The organism is Planococcus shenhongbingii (genome assembly GCF_030413635.1).
Taxonomy (GTDB): domain Bacteria; phylum Bacillota; class Bacilli; order Bacillales_A; family Planococcaceae; genus Planococcus; species Planococcus shenhongbingii.
In genome coordinates this window covers 1,686,698-1,704,205 of the sequence record NZ_CP129235.1, presented here as the reverse complement: position 1 = coordinate 1,704,205, position 17,508 = coordinate 1,686,698, and the positions used below count along the sequence as shown (strand labels likewise).

Below are 17,508 nucleotides of genomic sequence, written 5' to 3'. Positions count from 1 at the left end.
TCAGATTGTGTGGACTAAATTGTACATAGGCAATAAAATCGCCAAGTAGGCACCGACGATGCAAATAGCGATCATGACAAAAAAGGATGGCTGGATGATGCGCAGCAGCCTGGCAGTCTGTTGTTCCATACGCTCCATCAGCACTTCACTGTAAAGAATCAACTCTTTGCCCAGATAGCCCGTCATTTCGCCATGCTGGACAAATGACGCCATATCATCTGCGAAAAACGGATGGTGCGACAAAGCCGCAGACAGCGGATTGCCTGTTACCACTTCTTCATGGCAGGATCTTGCCATAAATTGAATGATGGAATGATAAGTTTGATGCTGCAGTAAATGAAGAGACTCTTGCAGCGAAATGCCGCTGTGCAAAAGCGTACCAAGTTCCCTCGCCAGTAAATGGGACCAATACAGCTTCATAAATTTCCGGAGCACCGGAAAATTCAGCAGCCAGCTGATTTGCCGGCGCACTTCCTGCCTTTTCAGCAATGTCCAGAAAGCAGCCGAAAAGGCACCGATAGCAGCGAATATCCCGATAAATACATCGGGCAAATTCAATAAATAGGTGGGAACGCCTCCTGATTTTTCACCGGTTTGGAGCGAATCCATCAGTTCCATTAAATTCGGCACATAAGACGTGCGGAAAAATAAAAACAGAGCTGATGTGAAAAGCAGCAGTGAAACAGGATAAATCAAGATATTCTTCAGCTTTTTCTGGACTTGCTCGGTGCGTGCAAAGCTTTTCGCGATGCTTTCGATGGATTCTGCCAGCCGCCCATGGTGTTCTGCAATTTCAACCGGAAACAGCACCGGATCTTTAAAGCCCAGAAACTTCAGAATTTCAGCGGCATTGCCTCCACTTTTCAGTATGGAAGTAATGCCCGACAACGCTTCGTCCAATTTGCTGGTATGCATCGGCAGCAGCAGCGTCAAGGCAGTCGGCAGCAAATACCCTTCCTTCATCAAGACAGCCAGCCGGGTGAGGAAATGCTCGCGGTCACGAATGGGGATCCGTGTTGACTTCATACGAAGATTCAATGGCACCGATTTTCACTCCTTCGCGTATTTGCCCGCCGAACGATAAATGTTCCGGCAACGAATAGCTCTTATGCTCTTTGGCGGATTGAAGAGCATCATCTAAGCGGTCGCCGTACAGGATTTCATAAAGTGCCCGGTAAGCCGTTTCCGGCTTTTCCAAATCGGGATAAACCGGGATGATACGCTGGGCAGAAACAGCAATCAAGGTCTGCGCCATGTCTTCAAAAGAAATGCCTAAATCCCGCAGCCGGTGAAGACAGCCCACAGAATGCCTCGCGTGGATCGTTGAAAATACAAGATGCCCTGTTAATGCAGCCCGCACCGCTATTTGGGCTGTATCCGCGTCGCGGATTTCCCCGATCATAATAATGTCGGGATCATGCCGGAGAATCGCCTTTAAACCTGCCGCATAGCTGAGGCCCGCTTTCTCGTTGACCTGGATTTGCAGAATCGATTGGTTTTTGCGTTCAACCGGGTCTTCTAATGTAATGATGTTGCGATTCAGTTTTTCGCTGCAATGCTTCAACAGTGAATACAAAGTGGTCGATTTCCCGCAGCCGGTCGGGCCTGTCAGCAATATCAATCCTTGAGGCGCTTCAGCCAATTTCTCCAGCAGCCGGGCAGAATCCCTGAAGGCGGCTAATTGATGGATCGACTCCGCAACTTCATCAGCCATAACACGGATAACGATGCTTTCCTTAGTCAAAACAGAAGGAAGTGTTGATATTCTAAAATAATAAGGGTGGTCTTGAATTGGAAGATGAAAGGAACCAGTTTGGGGTTTTCGTTTCTCGCTCATGTCTAATAGGGAAAGGTATTTGAAATAGGCAATCATGCGATCACCAAGATCAAGGGGGATTTTTGTCACTTGCCGCAGCGATTGGAACGAGCGGTAAGAAACCGTGTAGCAGGAAGGTTCGGGTTTGATATGGATATCTGTAGTGCCATTTTCCACTGCGTCCTGCAGCAGGCTGGCACATCGGCGTTCAATTATTTCTTGCATAGCCACCTCCTGTTTTGGATTGAACAAAGCCGCCTCTTTGTTCCCCCATAGTATAACCAGCTGTTTTTAGAATTGGAATACTTTCCCTCAAAATAATTATTTGACCCCCGGTTTTTCGGGTAAATCTCATTTTTGAATCGGCTTTCTTAGAACACCTTGTAGGACAATGAAATATTTGTTAAGCTTGAAGGAACAATACACGTGTTTGTCACAAAGATGGACCAACTCGTAGTTTACACAATCGCTTAATCTCCTATATAATGAACAGGAGATTATTGTTTTGTGGCAAAGGAGGGATTACCCATGGACAAGATGTTTAAATTAATGGGATGGTGGACTGGGATTTTTGCAGTTCTTTTTTATGTAGGCGATATGGTAGAAGTAGCATTGCTAATGGTTGCTAATACCGGATTTTTTGTACTTCTTGGATTCTTAAATATTTCTGAGCGCATGTACATGTACATTTTTGGTGCGTACTTGACAGTATTTTTCGTCGGCTTTACTTATTACACTACGTTCATCCATATTCCTGGTGCTGGACATTAATCAACAACTTTGCAGAACAAAAAAAGGCGGCCGCTATGGCCGCCTTTTTACTTGCTTAAAACCTGTTCAAAAATGGATTGCTCATCTTTTCACGTTCAGGCGTAGTTTCCGGTCCGTGCCCGGGATAAAGGATCATATGCTCCGGCAATGTCAGCAGGGAATCCTGAATTGATTGCAACAGCTTTTTCTCGGAGCCATCGATCAGATCGGTGCGCCCGATACTGCCCCGGAATAACGTGTCCCCTACAATCGCAAACCCTTCTTCACCGAAAGAATACGTCACACTGCCAGGAGAATGCCCCGGTGTATAGAGAACATCCATTTTAAAAGTACTGATTTCCAGCATCTTTTCTTGGTCAAGCAGCACATCCGCATCTTTCATCCGGTAATCCGGCAGCATGCCGTACTTTCCGGACCCATTCAAATTGGGTTTTCCAAGCCAGTCTTTTTCCAAGCGATGCAAATACACTGGAATCGGATAAGCTTCCCTTAAATCATCGATGGCACCGATATGGTCGAAATGGGCATGTGTCAATAAAATTGCTATTGGCTCCAGCTCTTTCTTTTTCAGAAAGCCGATGATTTTTTTGCTTTCTTCCCCCGGATCAAAAATCAGGCATTCTTTTTGGCTATTTGAAATGATATAGCAATTGGTCTGGACAGGACCCAATTCCATTTGATTAATTTTCAGCATTCTGTTCACCTCCCTTAAATTATATCATTTCAACTGTTCAACGGAATGACATTTTTAGCGCTCGACAAACATAGACAAATTCTTTACAATAAAAGAGAACGCAACGGCACTGGCTGTTAATGGTGAAGGGAGTGTCATAGATGAACTTACTTATGGTTATTTTTGGGCTGATTGCTATTTTAGCAGCAGTAGGCACTGTGCAAACCTTGAAAAACAAACAATTTTTAGGATTGATCTTTAATTTTGGTACGTTTTTGATTTTCGGTGCTTTCACAGTAGCGACCATCATTACGCAAGGTTATCCGCCAAGCCTACACTAATTCCTAAAAAAGCTGGTGCATTCGTGCACCAGCTTTTTTATATGAAGGGCGCCTTCCGCTTATTAAGCGTATTCCGCACCTGCACGCCTTTTGCCGCGGCGGCGCTGCAAAGAATGACTCATGGTCAACACAGCGCTTAAAGCATCTAAAACTAGGTGTAATGAAAGATTCTTCCGTTCAAATCGCCGAAAACAAAAAGGGCTCCGGAATTTTTCCGGAACCCTTTTTTAGTTCTGAATTTCTAGTTCAAGTTCTTGTTGCTGCTGACGCTCTTTTTCGAGTTTTTCCAATTCTTCTTCAGAAAGGATCAACTGGCCATTGTTCTCGTCGTAGAACCTTAAAAGGTCGCCATTGATGATTGACTCGGAAAACTCAAGTTCCGTCAATGCTGGCTCGATATAAGGCTCGCAGCTGGCCATATCCGTTTCAATGCCGGTTTCAATGTCATAGCAGACGTTGCCTGCAAAGACATGCTGATTGGTAATAAAACGGCCGTCACGGAACACAACGAATTCTTCATGTTCTTCAGAGAACAAGTCGCCGCCGAACTGAATATCTTTTTCGGTTTCCAAGCCCATCAAATGCATGATTGTCGGGCGGATATCAATTTGCCCACCGATTTCTTTATTTATCTGGCCTTCGCCGTATCCAGGAATATGGACGAAGAATGGAACTTTCTGCAATTGCGCAGATTCAAAAGGCGTAATTTCTTTTCCAAGATACTGTGCCATGGCTTCATTATGGTTTTCAGAGATGCCATAATGGTCGCCGTACATCACAATAATGGAATTTTCATACAGCCCTTTTTCTTTTAACTCGTCAAACATGACTTCAATAGATTCATCCAAATAACGTGCTGTCTGGAAATAGCGGTTTAGCGTGCCTGAACTGGAATTGAATTCTTCAATCATCTTATCTTCTTCATCCAAATAGAATGGATGGTGATTAGTCAATGTAAGAAGGCGGGTATAAAATGGCTGCGGCATTTCCGTCATCTGCTCCACGGATTGTTCCATGAACGGAATATCTTTCATGCCCCAGTTGACAGCGTCTCCTTCACCGATCGTGTAGCTCTCCACATCAAGGAATTGATCAATATTCAAGGATTCATACATCATATCGCGGTTCCAAAAGCTCTTCGTATTGGCATGCTGGACGGCCGTGTGATAGCCACTATTGCCCAGACTTTCCGCCATCGAGTTGAACGTATTTCCGCTATGGGTAAAGAAAACAGCTCCACCGCTCAGCGGATAAAGAGAATTTTCAAGGATAAATTCTGAATCGGATGTTTTGCCAAGTCCGGTCTGATGATAGAAATTCGGAAAATAAATCGTATCTTCGTCTTTTGTCAGTTCACTTAAGAAAGGTGTAATAGGTTTGCCATTCATTTCACCATTGATTGTAAACGACTGCAATGATTCAAGCGTAACGACAATCAAATTCCGGCCTTCTGCTGCCCCGAACATTTCATCCGACGGTTCCGGCTGGTTGGCGCGGATGTAGTTGTTTACTTCAACCAATTCCGAGCCGTTTGCCAGAGTACGCTGGGCTTGGGATTTCGATTGGATGTAAATGTCGTATAAATGGTAATTGTACATGCCGATGTTCTTGACCAGCATTTCACGGTCAAAGCTTCGCGTCAAAAGCTGAGGGCGTTCTGCTTCAGAAAGGCCCAAGTTAAAGAACAGCACCGCTGCTGAGATGATGAAATAAGCTTTTCTCTGCGCAGCTACACTCAATTCTGATGAAGGCATAACACGGACAAATTTAATAGCAAGCAAAATCAGGATGACATCAGTAAAATAGACGATATCTGTCAGGAATATACTTTCAGAAGCACTGGAACCCAAATCTCCAAAATTGTCTGTTTGGAACAAGATCGGCAATGTAATGAAGTCACTAAAGAATCGATAAAATGCTACATTGGAGTAAAGTATGATAGAAGAAATAATTGCTACTGCCACAATATAACGGTTTTTTGCTTTTTCACTTTTAAAGAACAATGAAATACCATAGGCGAACAACAGCATGCTTAACGGGTTTATAAATAAGATAAACTCTTGCAATGCATTATCAATTGTTATGGAAAAACTAGTTTTGTAAGTGATATAAGTTTTTAGCCAAGTAGCTATGATGGCGATTGCAAGGATAGAATGTTTTGGCCATTCTTTTTTCAACATCCTTTACATCCTCCTTTTTCGAAATCATAATTTACCATATCGTAAATTACCCTTTATGTCCACTACACAAATTTGTAACAATTTTATTGTTTACTCAACATAAAGTGTACCCATTATAAGACGCATGAAACTTTTCCAGGTTCCTTTTTACTATTTTTTTTGATTATTGGCTTTTCTTTTGGCGCAGAATCAGCATGGCCGTTGAGAATTCCTTTGCACTGATAAACTGGAGCCGGTAAAGTTCCCGGATTTCTTCTTCCATCAGTTCAAGATCTGCTTTGGGGTCTCCCGTATAAATAATGGTGCCATAGCGCTTAAGCAGCTGCATTACATCATATAATGTCTTCATCCGCTCACCTTTCCCGCCACTACCAATCGGCTTTCTGTATATATGGCATCCACTGGAATGTCATGAGGTTCTACAGGCACAGATTCTGCAAGCTGCAGATCAAAAGCCAACGATCTGGTCGTTCCTGCATAATCCGCTAAATAGCGGTCATAATAACCGCCTCCGAAACCGATGCGGTAGCCTGATTTCGAAAACACCACTCCCGGCACAATCAGCAAATCAATTTCTTCCGGCTTCACGTACTGGGTCTCTCCCACTTTCGGCTCTTTCAAATGCATATAAACAACTTCCAATTGGCCAAAATCCGTTATGACATGAAAATCCATTTGACGGCTTTTCCGCAGGCATTTCGGAACAGCCACGTTTTTCCCAGCCTTCCAGCACTCTCTGATCAGTTCATGAGTATCCACTTCCGGAAATGCAGAAACTGTCACTCCGACAGTTCTTGCCTGAATGAAAGCGGGATCTTCCATTAATCTGCCTGCAATAATCCGGGACTTTTCCCGATGCTCTTCATAATCCATTTTATTCATTTCATCTAAAACATATTTTCGCTGAATTGATTTATCCATCTATTGTTCTCCTCTCATCTGCTGTAATGCTTTTTATACACCTGCCTAAAAGAATGAACTCTCTTTTAATTATATAGAACGTTTTGCATTTTTTAGAAGTGTACAAGCTGATCTAAAGTATAATCTTTTTGCATGCCACTTTGGAGAAGGCGAAGACACCTATTTCTGCCTTGCACTTGCATCGATATTCGTGGCATGAAAATGCGTTGCAGTTTATGAAGTTATTATATGTATTTCGAAGGCGTAAGTTAAGGTATTGGAGCTGTTTTGCATAATAGCAGCCGAATAAATGATTTTCAGGGAATGCGGGTTTTGAAACGATGGGTTATGTATTGATCTGGACTTATCCATCAGGCATCCAGAAAAAAATCGGAAGCTGCGCAAGTACCAATTTATGTAAAACCAAAAAATTTATCGAACCATAAAGAAAAAAGCCAAAACCCGTAAAGGTTTTGGCAGTCAATGAATTACTTTGTTTCACGGTGTAGAGTCATTTTCTTTTCACGTGAGCAATATTTTTTCATTTCAAGACGCTCAGGGTTGTTGCGCTTATTTTTAACAGTGCTGTAGTTACGTTCGCTACATTCTGTACAAGCTAAAGTGATGTTAACACGCATCGGTATCCCTCCTAATTCTTTCAAAGATCATTTGTAAATAAGCGGTTGATCTATACGACTTAATTATTATAGCACATTCTGCTGTAAAGTCTACTGCTTCTATCCAACTTTTCTTGGCCACGAACAAAAAATTTCCGGCGCCGTTTGGCCGCCGGAAACAGGGTTACTTGTTCAAATCAAAATGCTGTCCGCGCACCAGGTAAAATAATTCTTCTGCAATGTTGGTGGCGTGGTCTGCGGAGCGTTCCATATAGCGGGAAATAAATGCAAGCTGTGTGATCTGGCTGAGATTTTCAGGATGCTCAACACTTGCTTTCATTAATTTTGTAATGACTTCCCCGTATAAAAGATCCACTTGATCATCCAGTTCAGCAACTTCTTTTGCTTTGACTACATCTTCTTCTACAAAAGCCTCAATAACTTGCAGCAGCATCGCCGTAGATAAATCATGCATTTGCTTGATCTGCTGGATATGCGGCAGCAATTCAGCATCGCCTATCCGAATGGTTTCTTTTGCGATATTGACCGCGTAGTCGCCTACTCGTTCCATATCGGTTGCCACTTTGATAGAGACGATCAATCTTCTTAAATCTGTAGCGACCGGTGACTGCCTAGCAATCGTCAAAATGACATGATCATTGAGGTCTTCTTCCAGATCATTAATCTTTTGATCATCTTCGATCACTTCGTTAGCTGCCTTTGTATCGTGATTCATCAAGGACTCTATGGATTTCGTTAAGGCAGTGACTGCCATCGTGCTGAGCAAAATCAGTTGTTCTTCGACATTCTGCAATTCAGAATCGAATCTTTCGCGTACAGCCATTTAAAACCCTCACTTTCTTAGCCAAATCGGCCAGAGATATAGTCTTCCGTGCGTTTATCTGCTGGATTAGAGAAAATAGAATCAGTTTTATCGTATTCAATAACTTCGCCATTTAAAAAGAATGCTGTTTTATCTGAGATACGTGCTGCCTGCTGCATATTGTGGGTAACGATAATGATGCTATAGTCCTGCTTCAATTCTTGCACCAATTCCTCGATTTTCAACGTAGAGATCGGGTCAAGTGCTGAAGTCGGTTCATCCATCAAAATTACATCCGGTTCAATCGCCAAAGCCCGAGCAATACAAATCCGCTGCTGCTGGCCGCCTGAAATGCTATAAGCATTTTCAGTCAAACGGTCTTTTACTTCATCCCAAATAGCTGCGCCGCGCAAACTTTTTTCAACAATTTCATCAAGAATTTTTTTATTTTTAATGCCATGGATGCGAGGCCCATAAGCGATATTGTCATAAATTGATTTCGGGAACGGATTCGGCTTCTGGAAAACCATGCCGACTCTTGTCCGCAATTCCTCTACCCCGTAGTCTGAATCGAAAATGTTGCGGTCGCGGTACAGGATTTCTCCAGACGTCTTCACTGTTGGCACAAGTTCCACCATACGGTTCAAGGTTTTGATATAGGTAGATTTCCCACAGCCTGATGGCCCGATAATCGCTGTAACTTCATTTTCTTTAATATCCAGGTCAATGTTTTTCAACGCATGCTTTTCACCATACCATAAATTCAATTGTTTAGTCAGATATACGGATTTTTTATTGTCTACCTCTTTAGAGCTTAACCCATTCCGCGCTTTCTGTATACTTACTGTTGTCATTGTGAATCCCCTTCCGCATAAATAAAATTAATAACGTTTCTGGAATTTATTTCTGATCAAAGCTGCTACTGTATTCATTAACAGAAGGACAACCATCAATACGATGATTCCCGCGGCCGCTACAACTTGGAATTCTTGCTGCGGTCGGCTTGACCAGTCATAGATCTGCATTGGCAAGGCGGTGAACGTATCCATAACTCCTGACGGCAGGAACTGAATAATGACCGGGATCCCTATAACGATTAGCGGAGCTGTTTCCCCAATTGCACGGGACAAAGCAAGGATACTCCCTGTTAGTATACCCGGAATTGCTGCCGGTAAAATCACTTTTACGATTGTCTGCCATTTTGTTGCTCCCATGCCGTAAGATGCATCACGCAATTCCCCTGGAATCGAACGAATGGATTCCTGGGCCGCTACGATGATAACCGGCAAAATCAATAAACTCATTGTAAATCCGGCAGCTAGAACGCTGTTGCCCAGAGATAGGGCACGGACAAAAATCGTTAATCCAAGCAAACCGAATACTACTGAAGGAACACCCGCTAAATTTGAAATGTTCATACGGATAAAATCGGTCATTCGGTTTTTCTTAGCATACTCTTCCAAATAAATCGCAGATCCAACACCCAGAATGATCGATGTCGGTGCGACAACAGCCATGAGCCATAAAGAACCGACCAGCGCTGCTTTAATGCCGGCTTTTTCCGGGAAACGGGAAGCAAAGTTGGTTAGGAATTCCAGCGACAAATGGCTGGCTCCTTGTGTGACGATCCGGTAAAGAAGTATCGCCAGAACCAATAAGGATACTAAAGTCGCCAACATGAAAATGCCTTTGAAAATTGTGTTGACTGCATTTCTTCCGTTCATTCGTTTAAGGACTAGTTTTTGATCAATATATCTCATATTAATACTCCTCTCTGAAACGTTTCGAAACGTATCCCGCGAGGATATTCATAGCCATCGTAAAGACGAAAAGTGTAAATCCTACTGCGTAAATGGAATAGTAAATGGTCGTGCCATACCCGGCATCCCCTTTTGATACTTGGACAATATACGATGTCATTGTCTGGATGGAACCGGTAAAGTCTCCGTCCATACGAGGCGTAGATCCTGCTGCTAATGAAACAATCATCGTTTCTCCAATTGCGCGGGAAATGGCAAGTACGACTGAAGCCATGATTCCGGATAACGCGGCAGGCATTGTCACTTTCATCGCCACTTCAAACTTAGTAGAGCCCATAGCTAATGCACCTTCACGAATTTGTTTCGGTACAGAACTCATGGCGTCTTCTGATAAAGAAGCAATCATAGGAATGATCATAATCCCAACCACAATCCCCGGTGATATGGCATTGAAGATCTTAATTTCTGGGAAAAAGCTTTGCAAAACAGGTGTTACAAATGTTAAAGCGAAAAAGCCATAAACGATTGTTGGAATGCCGGCAAGAATTTCCAATACCGGTTTTACGATGCGGCGAACATTTTCGCTGGCATATTCACTCAAGTAAACTGCAGCTCCGATACCGATTGGCACTGCAACGATAATCGCGATCAATGTGACTTTCAACGTACCGATGATTAATGGCCAAATGCCAAACTGAGCATCTTTATTGGAAAATGGCAGCCATGTTGTGCCAAATAAGAAATCGGTAATTGGCACTCGTGTAAAGAAAGTGATGGTTTCGATAATCAATGTTAAAACAATACCAATTGTTGTCAGTACGGATACTGATGCAATCAAAAATAAAATAATAGGAATGATTTTTTCAATTATTTTCTTGTTCTTTTTACCTTTCGACTGCGCGATCATTTCTTGCACCGATTGACGCATATAGAATCCCCTTTCAACCGCAAAAGGCGAGCAGCGGCTGCTCACCCTTAGATTTGAACTTCAAATATTATTTTTTCAATGCCTCTAAATCTGCCAAGCCTTTTTCATAATCTGCTTCAGGAAGAGCTACATAGCCGACTGCTTCTGCCATTTCCCCTGCATTTTCCATTGTGTATTTCATGAAATCATAAACTGCTGGATCTTCAGCAACTGCTTTATTGCTTACATATGTGAAGAGCGGGCGTGACAATGGAGCGTATTCTCCAGATTCAATTGTTTCGTCCGTCGGTTCAACTCCACCGATTTTCACAGCTTTTAATGTATCTTGGTTAGCTACGTAATAAGCATAACCAAAGAATCCGATGGCATTTGGATCAGCTTGGATTCCTTGCACCAAGACGTTGTCATCTTCCGATAGTGTTGCAGAGCTTACTAGGTCTTCATCTTCAAGAATAACTTCATTGAAATAATCGAATGTTCCTGAGTCAGTTCCCGGTGAGTAGAAGATTACTTCTTCATCTGGCCATTCAGGGTTGATGTCCGACCATTTTTTAGTTGTTCCGTCTTCAACCCATAGTTTTTTCAGGTCTTCGACTGTTAAATCTTCCACCCAGTCATTTTCCTTGCTGACTACTACTGTCAACCCGTCAAATGCCAGTTGGAGTTCTGTATAGTCAATGCCCGCTTCTTTAAGCTTGGCTGCTTCTTCTTCTTTAATAGGACGTGATGCATTTGAGAAAGCTGTCTCTCCTTGGATGAACTTTTCAAATCCTCCACCAGTACCAGAAACGCCTACTGTTACTTGAACATTTGGCTGAGCTCCTGCATATTCTTCCACAATGCCTTCCATGATTGGAGCTACTGTAGATGAACCATCGCCTGAGACAGATCCTTCTATTTGTGCAGTTTCTTCTCCTGCAGTTTGTGATGACGTTTCTTCGCCGTTACCACAAGCTCCAAGAACTAAAGCCGTACCCAGGATAGTTGATGCCAATGCATATTTCCAGATTCTCATTTTGCAGTTCCTCCTAATGTATGTTTGCTTTACACTCTTTACTATAAAGCGGAATTATTGAGGACATATAAAGCAATTGTTAAGAGATTGTAAAGAGATGGTTTTTTTCAAAGATTATTATTAAATATTCCATAACACTTGCTGAATTACTGCAAGAAGCCAGAAAAATAGCCTAAATTTGAACGCTTTAGGCCTAAGAAAAAATTTTCTCCGGTACTAAACTCACAAATACGTGGCTGTACGCGTCCTGCCAAATAAAAAAACGGAAACCAGTCATAAGCTGGCGTCCGTTTCTCTTACTGTGCTTTCTCTTCTTCCACTTCCGTGGCATTAAAAGGCGGCAGTATTTCACTCGTTGAATCATTCGTCTTCGAGTTGGTTATTTCAAAATATTTATCAGCTGCAGCCCGTGCAATTTCATTATTCGCTTTTGGCACTCCACGTGCACTGGTGGTGACATAAGGGATAACAACAGCATACGCAATTTCAGGATTTTCAAACGGGGCAAATCCGACATGGGCAATATTGATCGAATATTTCCCATGGAACGGGTGCCCTTTATCATAATAGGTCACTTCTGCTGTTCCGGTTTTTCCAGCTGCTTCATACTTAGCATCACTGAAATAAGCTCTTGCTGATCCATATGCGCCCGAGTAAACACGTCTCATGCCTTCTTTGACTTGGTTAATTTCTTCTTGGGTATTGTTGATCCGATTTAGCACTTGCGGCTCGACAGTCGTTTCAATCGGCCCCAAAGTCATTCCGTCTTCAGAAGCCTGGCGGATTTCTTTTACAAGATGCGGTTTTACCCGGTATCCATCATTGGCGATAGTGGCGATGTATTGTGCCAATTGCAGCGGCGTATAGGTGTCGTACTGCCCTATCGATAAATCCAGCAAAGAGCCGCCGTTTGAAGACCCGCCGGCATAGCCGGTTGCTTCATTGGGCAAATCAATGCCTGTTTTTACGCCTAAACCAAATTGGGCATATGAATTTCGCATCGCCGTGAAGCTTTCTTCCGGAATTTTAATGCCTCTATTATATTCGTAAGTGGCTCCGGCAATGCGAAGCGCAATTTTAAACATATAGACGTTTGATGAACGCTCGATCGCCTGCAGATCGCTCATTGGAATGCGATTGAATAAAGTCGTATTGAAAACCGAATTTTTTTGTGCGGTACCCGCAATTTTTAACGGTTCATCAATCATTACTTCGTTCAGCTCAACGGCATCATGTTCATAACCGGCCAGTAAAGTGGCCCCTTTAACAGTAGAACCCATTTCATGGCTGGCTGTAAATGCGCCGAATGCATTATCGTTGACCACCGTTTTGCCGTTTCGGTCAGTCCCCAATCTTTTGCCCACCAGTGAAATAATATCCCCGTTTTTTGGATCCATCATGACTAGATAAGCATCTTTCACTAATTGGGAATTCGGGCCTTTTTTCAATTCAAGCAATTTATCAGCAACAATTTTTTCCATAGCACTTTGAATTTCACTGTCAATCGTCAAAATCAAATCTTTTCCCGGTTTCCCTTCATCGACAGGGACCGTGTCAATGACCCGGCCGCGGCCGTCGGTGATGTTTTTAACCATCGATTTTTGTCCCTGCAGGACTTCTTCGTATTCCTGCTCCAGGAAACTGGTGCCGACCCGGTCATTGCGGGAATAATCCCTTGCCAGATAATAGTCCAGCTTGCTTGCGGGAATTCCTTGTTCCGGTGTGGTCGTGCTTCCGAGAATCGTCAAGTCACTGGATTTGACGCGTTTCCAGTCTGTGACGGTATTGACGCCTTTTAGTTTCGGATCCGTCAGGCGTTCCGAAACACGGGCAAATTCTTCATCGGTGACGTTCTCGTTTTTGATGATCTGAGGCGACAAAGCATAACCCGAAGTCATTTCCCGGTAGATGGCCAAAATTTCAAGTTCTTCCGGAGTTAAACTGTTCAACTCTTCATCCGTGATTTTTTCCCGGATCAAGGCGTCGAGTTTTCGCTGCTTTTCTTTTTCATCGATGTCTTCATTTTCTATCGCTTGTCTTTCTTCATCTGTCACTTTTGCGGTTGCTTCTTCATTATGCAGCATTATATAGAAATCCTGCTTGTCCCTCAATGTCACTTTATCCAATTCTTTTTCAATCAATTTTGCTAGTTCAGAAGCTACTTCCAGCATCTCTTCCTGCTTGGTTGTCTGCATCTTAGTATATGTAATGGCATTGACTGGATTATTATCAACCTGGACACGGCCTTCACTGTCGAAAATGCGGCCTCTTGGCACACTCGTATTTACCGGAACTTCTTCTGTTCTCGCTAATGCACGAGTGAAATCCTCGCCTTTTACAATTTGCAAATAGCCGAGGCGAAGGATCAATACCGAGAATAATAGGAAGATGGAGAAAAAGAGGATATTCATCCGAAAGACGGTATGTGACTTTAATTTCGCTTTTGCCAGAGAAACACGTCTTTTCTGGGGGGTATTCATTGTTCGCGCACTCCTTCCACCAAATAACCATTTGTAAGTATATCATCGAACATAAAAAAACACACACTTTTTCAGACGAAAAAGTGTGTGTAAGGTTTCATATGGTTTTAATTATTTTGCTGCTTCGAAGCGTTTAGAAACTTCTTCCCAGTTGACTACATTCCAGAATGCCGCAAGATAGTCAGGGCGTTTGTTTTGATATTTCAAGTAGTAAGCATGCTCCCATACGTCTACTCCCAGAATTGGCGTTTGCCCTTCCATAAGAGGAGAATCCTGGTTAGCAGTGGAAGTCACTTCCAGCTCGCCGTTGTTGACAACCAGCCAAGCCCAGCCAGAACCGAAACGTGTTTTGCCAGCGTTTTCGAATTTGGTCTTGAACTCATCAAAGCTGCCGAATTTGCTGTTGATTGCTTCAGCAAGTGCGCCAGATGGAGCACCCGTGCCATTTGGCGTTAGCAATTGCCAGAACAATGAGTGGTTAGCATGTCCGCCGCCGTTGTTGCGCACTGCTGTGCGGATGTCTTCAGGGACAGCTTGTAGATCAGAAATCAACTCTTCAACTGATTTTGAAGCAAGGTCTTGGTGGCCTTCTAATGCCGCGTTCACGTTCGTTACATACGTGTTATGGTGTTTCGTGTGGTGAATGTTCATCGTTTCTTTGTCGATGTGTGGTTCAAGTGCGTCATACGCGTAAGGTAATTCTGGTAATTCATATGCCATGGTCAAATTCCTCCTTGAGTCTATTGTTCTACTGTCTTAGCGTAACAAAGTTTTCAAAACCTTACAATTAATATGCACGGTTTGACGACTTAATCAGACTTTCGGCTGATTTAAACCAGGAAAAAGAATAAAGCGACCATAATAATTTGGATAATCCCTTTTGTAAAAACAGAAGTGATAAACCCGACTACCGATCCAATCCCTGATCTGATTGATTGTTTGATGGTCGAACGATTGAAAATCAGTTCCGCGATAATTGCTCCTAAAAATGGCCCAACCAAAATGCCTACAATCGGAATAACAAACGGTCCTATGATCAAACCGATCGTGCTGCCCCATAATCCCGCTTTTGATCCGCCAAACTTTTTCACTCCAAAAGCATTCGCCAATGCGTCTGCTCCAAACAACAAAATAACAAACAGTGATTGAATCACCCAGAACCACCACGGCAAGTCGCTGAAATCAAAAAATAAACCATACATCAGAAATCCGCCAAATATAAACAGCACCGCCGGTATGATCGGATACACAAGCCCGATAAAGCCGATGACAAAAAACAGGATAATGACAATCCAGCCGATTACTTCCATCTTTCAGCCTCCTAAATAAAAACTCCCTTTCATCGTGCCTTACATTTTAAAAAATGTAAAGCACGATGAAACGGAGAGGTGTTTATCCCGCTAGAAAACGGTAAACGGGAGATGAATTTTTATCTGCTACTATGGAAAGACTTCGTTATGAACGGTTGCCGAGGATCGCTTCAGCAATATTCACTGAATGGTCCCCGATGCGTTCCAAGTTACTGATCATATCAACATAGACAATTCCTGCCTGTGCTGAACAAAGGCCTTCATTCAAACGCATAATGTGCTTTTTGCGGAATTTGCGTTCCATTTTGTCGATCAAATCTTCTTGTGCCGCTACTTCTTTAGCCAGTTCATGGCTATTGTTGTCCAGAGCATCAATTGCTTTTTGCACCGTAGCAATCGTTAACGTGAACATCTCAGCTAAATCGTCCATCGCATCTTCAGTGATTTTCACTCGATTATTTTCCTGGTAATCAACCAACTCGATAATATTCTCAAAATGATCACCGATCCGTTCAATATCGCGGACCGTTTCCATGAGCATCGTATGGCGTGTAGAATCGATTGCTGATAAAGGTTCTGCTGAAATCAACACCAGGTAATCTGTAATTTTCTGGTCCAGGTTATTAATGGCATCTTCTATCTGATATCCTGTTTCCGCATTCTTTTTGTTCTTTGTTTTTAAGTATTCGTAAGTTTCCTGGAGCCCTTGGACAGAAAATGCTCCCATCCGCAATACTTCCTCTTTAGCCTGGCCAAGCGCAATCGAAGGAGATTGTTCGATAAAATGAACATCCAAATGCTTCGGCTTAAATTCGATTGTCACGTCCTGGCCCGGAATCGCTTTAGTAACGAGGTAAGCCCAAGCCCCGATCAATGGGAATTGAATGATGGTATTCACAACGTTAAAAGTTCCGTGGGCAAATGCAATCTGCATTTTCGGTTCCAGGCTAAGCGCTTGCGCGATCCATGCCACATAAGCCGTAAAGGGCGTCAGCAGAATCATGAAAATAATGGTTCCCAGCACATTGAATAATACATGGACAGCTGCAGCACGGCGTGCCGCAATTGATGCTCCGAGTGAAGCCAGCACCGCAGTAATAGTGGTTCCAATATTATCTCCAAATAATACGGGCAATGAGGCTCCTAAAGACAGGATATTCTCAGCGTATAGCCCTTGCAGAATCGCAACAGTTGCACTGGAACTTTGGACAATCAACGTGAATACCGTTCCCACTACTACACCGAGAATCGGCATATCACTTAAACTGACAGTTAAGTCGATAAATGTGGCTGACTCCCGGAGCGGCTTCATCCCGTCACTCATTAGTTCAAGCCCGAAGAATAATCCACCGAATCCAAAAACGACTTGTCCAAAGTTTTGAATCTGATTTTTCTTAAAGAAGAAAATCAAAAACGCCCCTACTGCCATAATCGGCAGAGCATATGCACCGACATCCAAACCGATAATGAATGCTGTAATGGTTGTCCCGATATTGGCTCCCATAATAACACCGATTGCTTGGCGAAGTGTCATAAATCCTGCGCTTACAAGACCCACAACAATAACGGTTGTCCCCGAACTTGACTGGATCAAAACAGTAACGGCGATGCCGACGAGTACTCCCATGAACGGATTGGTCGTAAAGCGGTCTAAAATGCCGCGCAGTTTATCGCCTGCAGCTTTTTGCAATGCATCTCCCATATATTTGATTGAAAACAGGAAGATTCCCAGCCCTCCAAAAAAGGTGAAGAGCATTTCTTGCCAATTCGTTTCCACGATATTCATTCAACTCCTAGATATGCGATTTCACGCTTAACCTATTATGAATACTTTGATAAGAAGTTGTAAACACCTTCAAGAAATATTTACAATCTCGTAACAAAGCGTTCTTTT

The 17,508-nt window shown here is 42.9% G+C and carries 18 protein-coding genes; 2 read left to right on the top strand and 16 right to left on the bottom strand.

The window, feature by feature from the left end; translation table 11 throughout:
• Nucleotides 1–1,044 carry a competence type IV pilus assembly protein ComGB gene (gene comGB / locus QWY16_RS08490; RefSeq protein ID WP_300992688.1) on the bottom strand — a complete coding sequence of 348 codons (1,044 nt, stop codon included), beginning with the start codon at nt 1,042–1,044 and terminating at the stop codon, nt 1–3.
• Nucleotides 998–2,041 carry a competence type IV pilus ATPase ComGA gene (gene comGA, locus QWY16_RS08485; RefSeq protein ID WP_300992686.1) on the bottom strand — a complete coding sequence of 348 codons (1,044 nt, stop codon included), beginning with the start codon at nt 2,039–2,041 and terminating at the stop codon, nt 998–1,000. The genes comGB and comGA overlap by 47 nt, the downstream gene beginning before the upstream one ends.
• A 303-nt stretch (nt 2,042–2,344) precedes the next feature.
• Here comGA and QWY16_RS08480 point away from each other — a divergent pair, with 303 nt between their 5' ends.
• Complete coding sequence (locus tag QWY16_RS08480; protein ID WP_300992684.1) at nt 2,345–2,587, top strand: DUF2626 domain-containing protein; 243 nt, start codon at nt 2,345–2,347, stop codon at nt 2,585–2,587.
• Between the two features lie 55 nt (nt 2,588–2,642).
• On the opposite strand, the gene QWY16_RS08475 is transcribed toward QWY16_RS08480, so the two are convergent.
• Nucleotides 2,643–3,281 carry an MBL fold metallo-hydrolase gene (locus tag QWY16_RS08475; RefSeq protein WP_300992682.1) on the bottom strand — a complete coding sequence of 213 codons (639 nt, stop codon included), beginning with the start codon at nt 3,279–3,281 and terminating at the stop codon, nt 2,643–2,645.
• Between the two features lie 140 nt (nt 3,282–3,421).
• On the opposite strand from QWY16_RS08475, the gene QWY16_RS08470 reads away from it, so the two are divergent.
• Nucleotides 3,422–3,601 carry a DUF2759 domain-containing protein gene (locus QWY16_RS08470; RefSeq protein ID WP_300992679.1) on the top strand — a complete coding sequence of 60 codons (180 nt, stop codon included), beginning with the start codon at nt 3,422–3,424 and terminating at the stop codon, nt 3,599–3,601.
• Between the two features lie 227 nt (nt 3,602–3,828).
• Here the strand turns inward: QWY16_RS08470 and QWY16_RS08465 are convergent, their stop codons facing one another.
• The 13 genes from QWY16_RS08465 to QWY16_RS08405 form a co-directional block, all read right to left on the bottom strand.
• Nucleotides 3,829–5,781 carry an LTA synthase family protein gene (locus QWY16_RS08465; RefSeq protein ID WP_300992676.1) on the bottom strand — a complete coding sequence of 651 codons (1,953 nt, stop codon included), beginning with the start codon at nt 5,779–5,781 and terminating at the stop codon, nt 3,829–3,831.
• A gap of 163 nt (nt 5,782–5,944) precedes the next feature.
• Complete coding sequence (locus QWY16_RS08460; protein WP_300992673.1) at nt 5,945–6,130, bottom strand: YqgQ family protein; 186 nt, start codon at nt 6,128–6,130, stop codon at nt 5,945–5,947.
• Nucleotides 6,127–6,702 (bottom strand): 5-formyltetrahydrofolate cyclo-ligase, encoded by a 576-nt coding sequence (locus tag QWY16_RS08455; protein ID WP_300992671.1) that lies wholly within the window; start codon nt 6,700–6,702, stop codon nt 6,127–6,129. Before QWY16_RS08455 ends, QWY16_RS08460 begins: the two co-directional genes overlap by 4 nt.
• A gap of 467 nt (nt 6,703–7,169) precedes the next feature.
• A complete protein-coding gene (gene rpmG, locus QWY16_RS08450) occupies nt 7,170–7,319 on the bottom strand; it encodes a 50S ribosomal protein L33 (RefSeq protein ID WP_036809376.1) in 150 nt (49 codons plus the stop codon).
• 163 nt (nt 7,320–7,482) lie between these two features.
• The gene (gene phoU / locus QWY16_RS08445) at nt 7,483–8,142 is read right to left on the bottom strand and encodes a phosphate signaling complex protein PhoU (RefSeq protein ID WP_300992669.1); all 660 of its coding nucleotides are present in this window, start codon (nt 8,140–8,142) and stop codon (nt 7,483–7,485) included.
• 17 nt (nt 8,143–8,159) lie between these two features.
• The gene (pstB, locus tag QWY16_RS08440; protein WP_300992667.1) at nt 8,160–8,975 is read right to left on the bottom strand and encodes a phosphate ABC transporter ATP-binding protein PstB; all 816 of its coding nucleotides are present in this window, start codon (nt 8,973–8,975) and stop codon (nt 8,160–8,162) included.
• Between the two features lie 27 nt (nt 8,976–9,002).
• A complete protein-coding gene (gene pstA / locus QWY16_RS08435; RefSeq protein ID WP_300992664.1) occupies nt 9,003–9,881 on the bottom strand; it encodes a phosphate ABC transporter permease PstA in 879 nt (292 codons plus the stop codon).
• Between the two features lies 1 nt (nt 9,882).
• Nucleotides 9,883–10,809, bottom strand: coding sequence for a phosphate ABC transporter permease subunit PstC (pstC, locus tag QWY16_RS08430; protein ID WP_300992661.1), 927 nt, complete (start codon nt 10,807–10,809; stop codon nt 9,883–9,885).
• 67 nt (nt 10,810–10,876) lie between these two features.
• The gene (locus QWY16_RS08425; RefSeq protein WP_300992659.1) at nt 10,877–11,824 is read right to left on the bottom strand and encodes a PstS family phosphate ABC transporter substrate-binding protein; all 948 of its coding nucleotides are present in this window, start codon (nt 11,822–11,824) and stop codon (nt 10,877–10,879) included.
• 296 nt (nt 11,825–12,120) lie between these two features.
• A complete protein-coding gene (locus QWY16_RS08420; RefSeq protein WP_300992657.1) occupies nt 12,121–14,304 on the bottom strand; it encodes a peptidoglycan D,D-transpeptidase FtsI family protein in 2,184 nt (727 codons plus the stop codon).
• A 111-nt stretch (nt 14,305–14,415) separates the two neighbouring features.
• Nucleotides 14,416–15,024 carry a superoxide dismutase gene (locus QWY16_RS08415; protein ID WP_300992655.1) on the bottom strand — a complete coding sequence of 203 codons (609 nt, stop codon included), beginning with the start codon at nt 15,022–15,024 and terminating at the stop codon, nt 14,416–14,418.
• A gap of 110 nt (nt 15,025–15,134) precedes the next feature.
• On the bottom strand, nt 15,135–15,614 hold the full coding sequence (locus QWY16_RS08410; RefSeq protein WP_300992653.1) for a DUF456 domain-containing protein: 480 nt from the start codon (nt 15,612–15,614) through the stop codon (nt 15,135–15,137).
• A gap of 145 nt (nt 15,615–15,759) precedes the next feature.
• A complete protein-coding gene (locus QWY16_RS08405; protein WP_300992651.1) occupies nt 15,760–17,391 on the bottom strand; it encodes a Na/Pi cotransporter family protein in 1,632 nt (543 codons plus the stop codon).
• Nucleotides 17,392–17,508 lie beyond the last annotated feature (117 nt).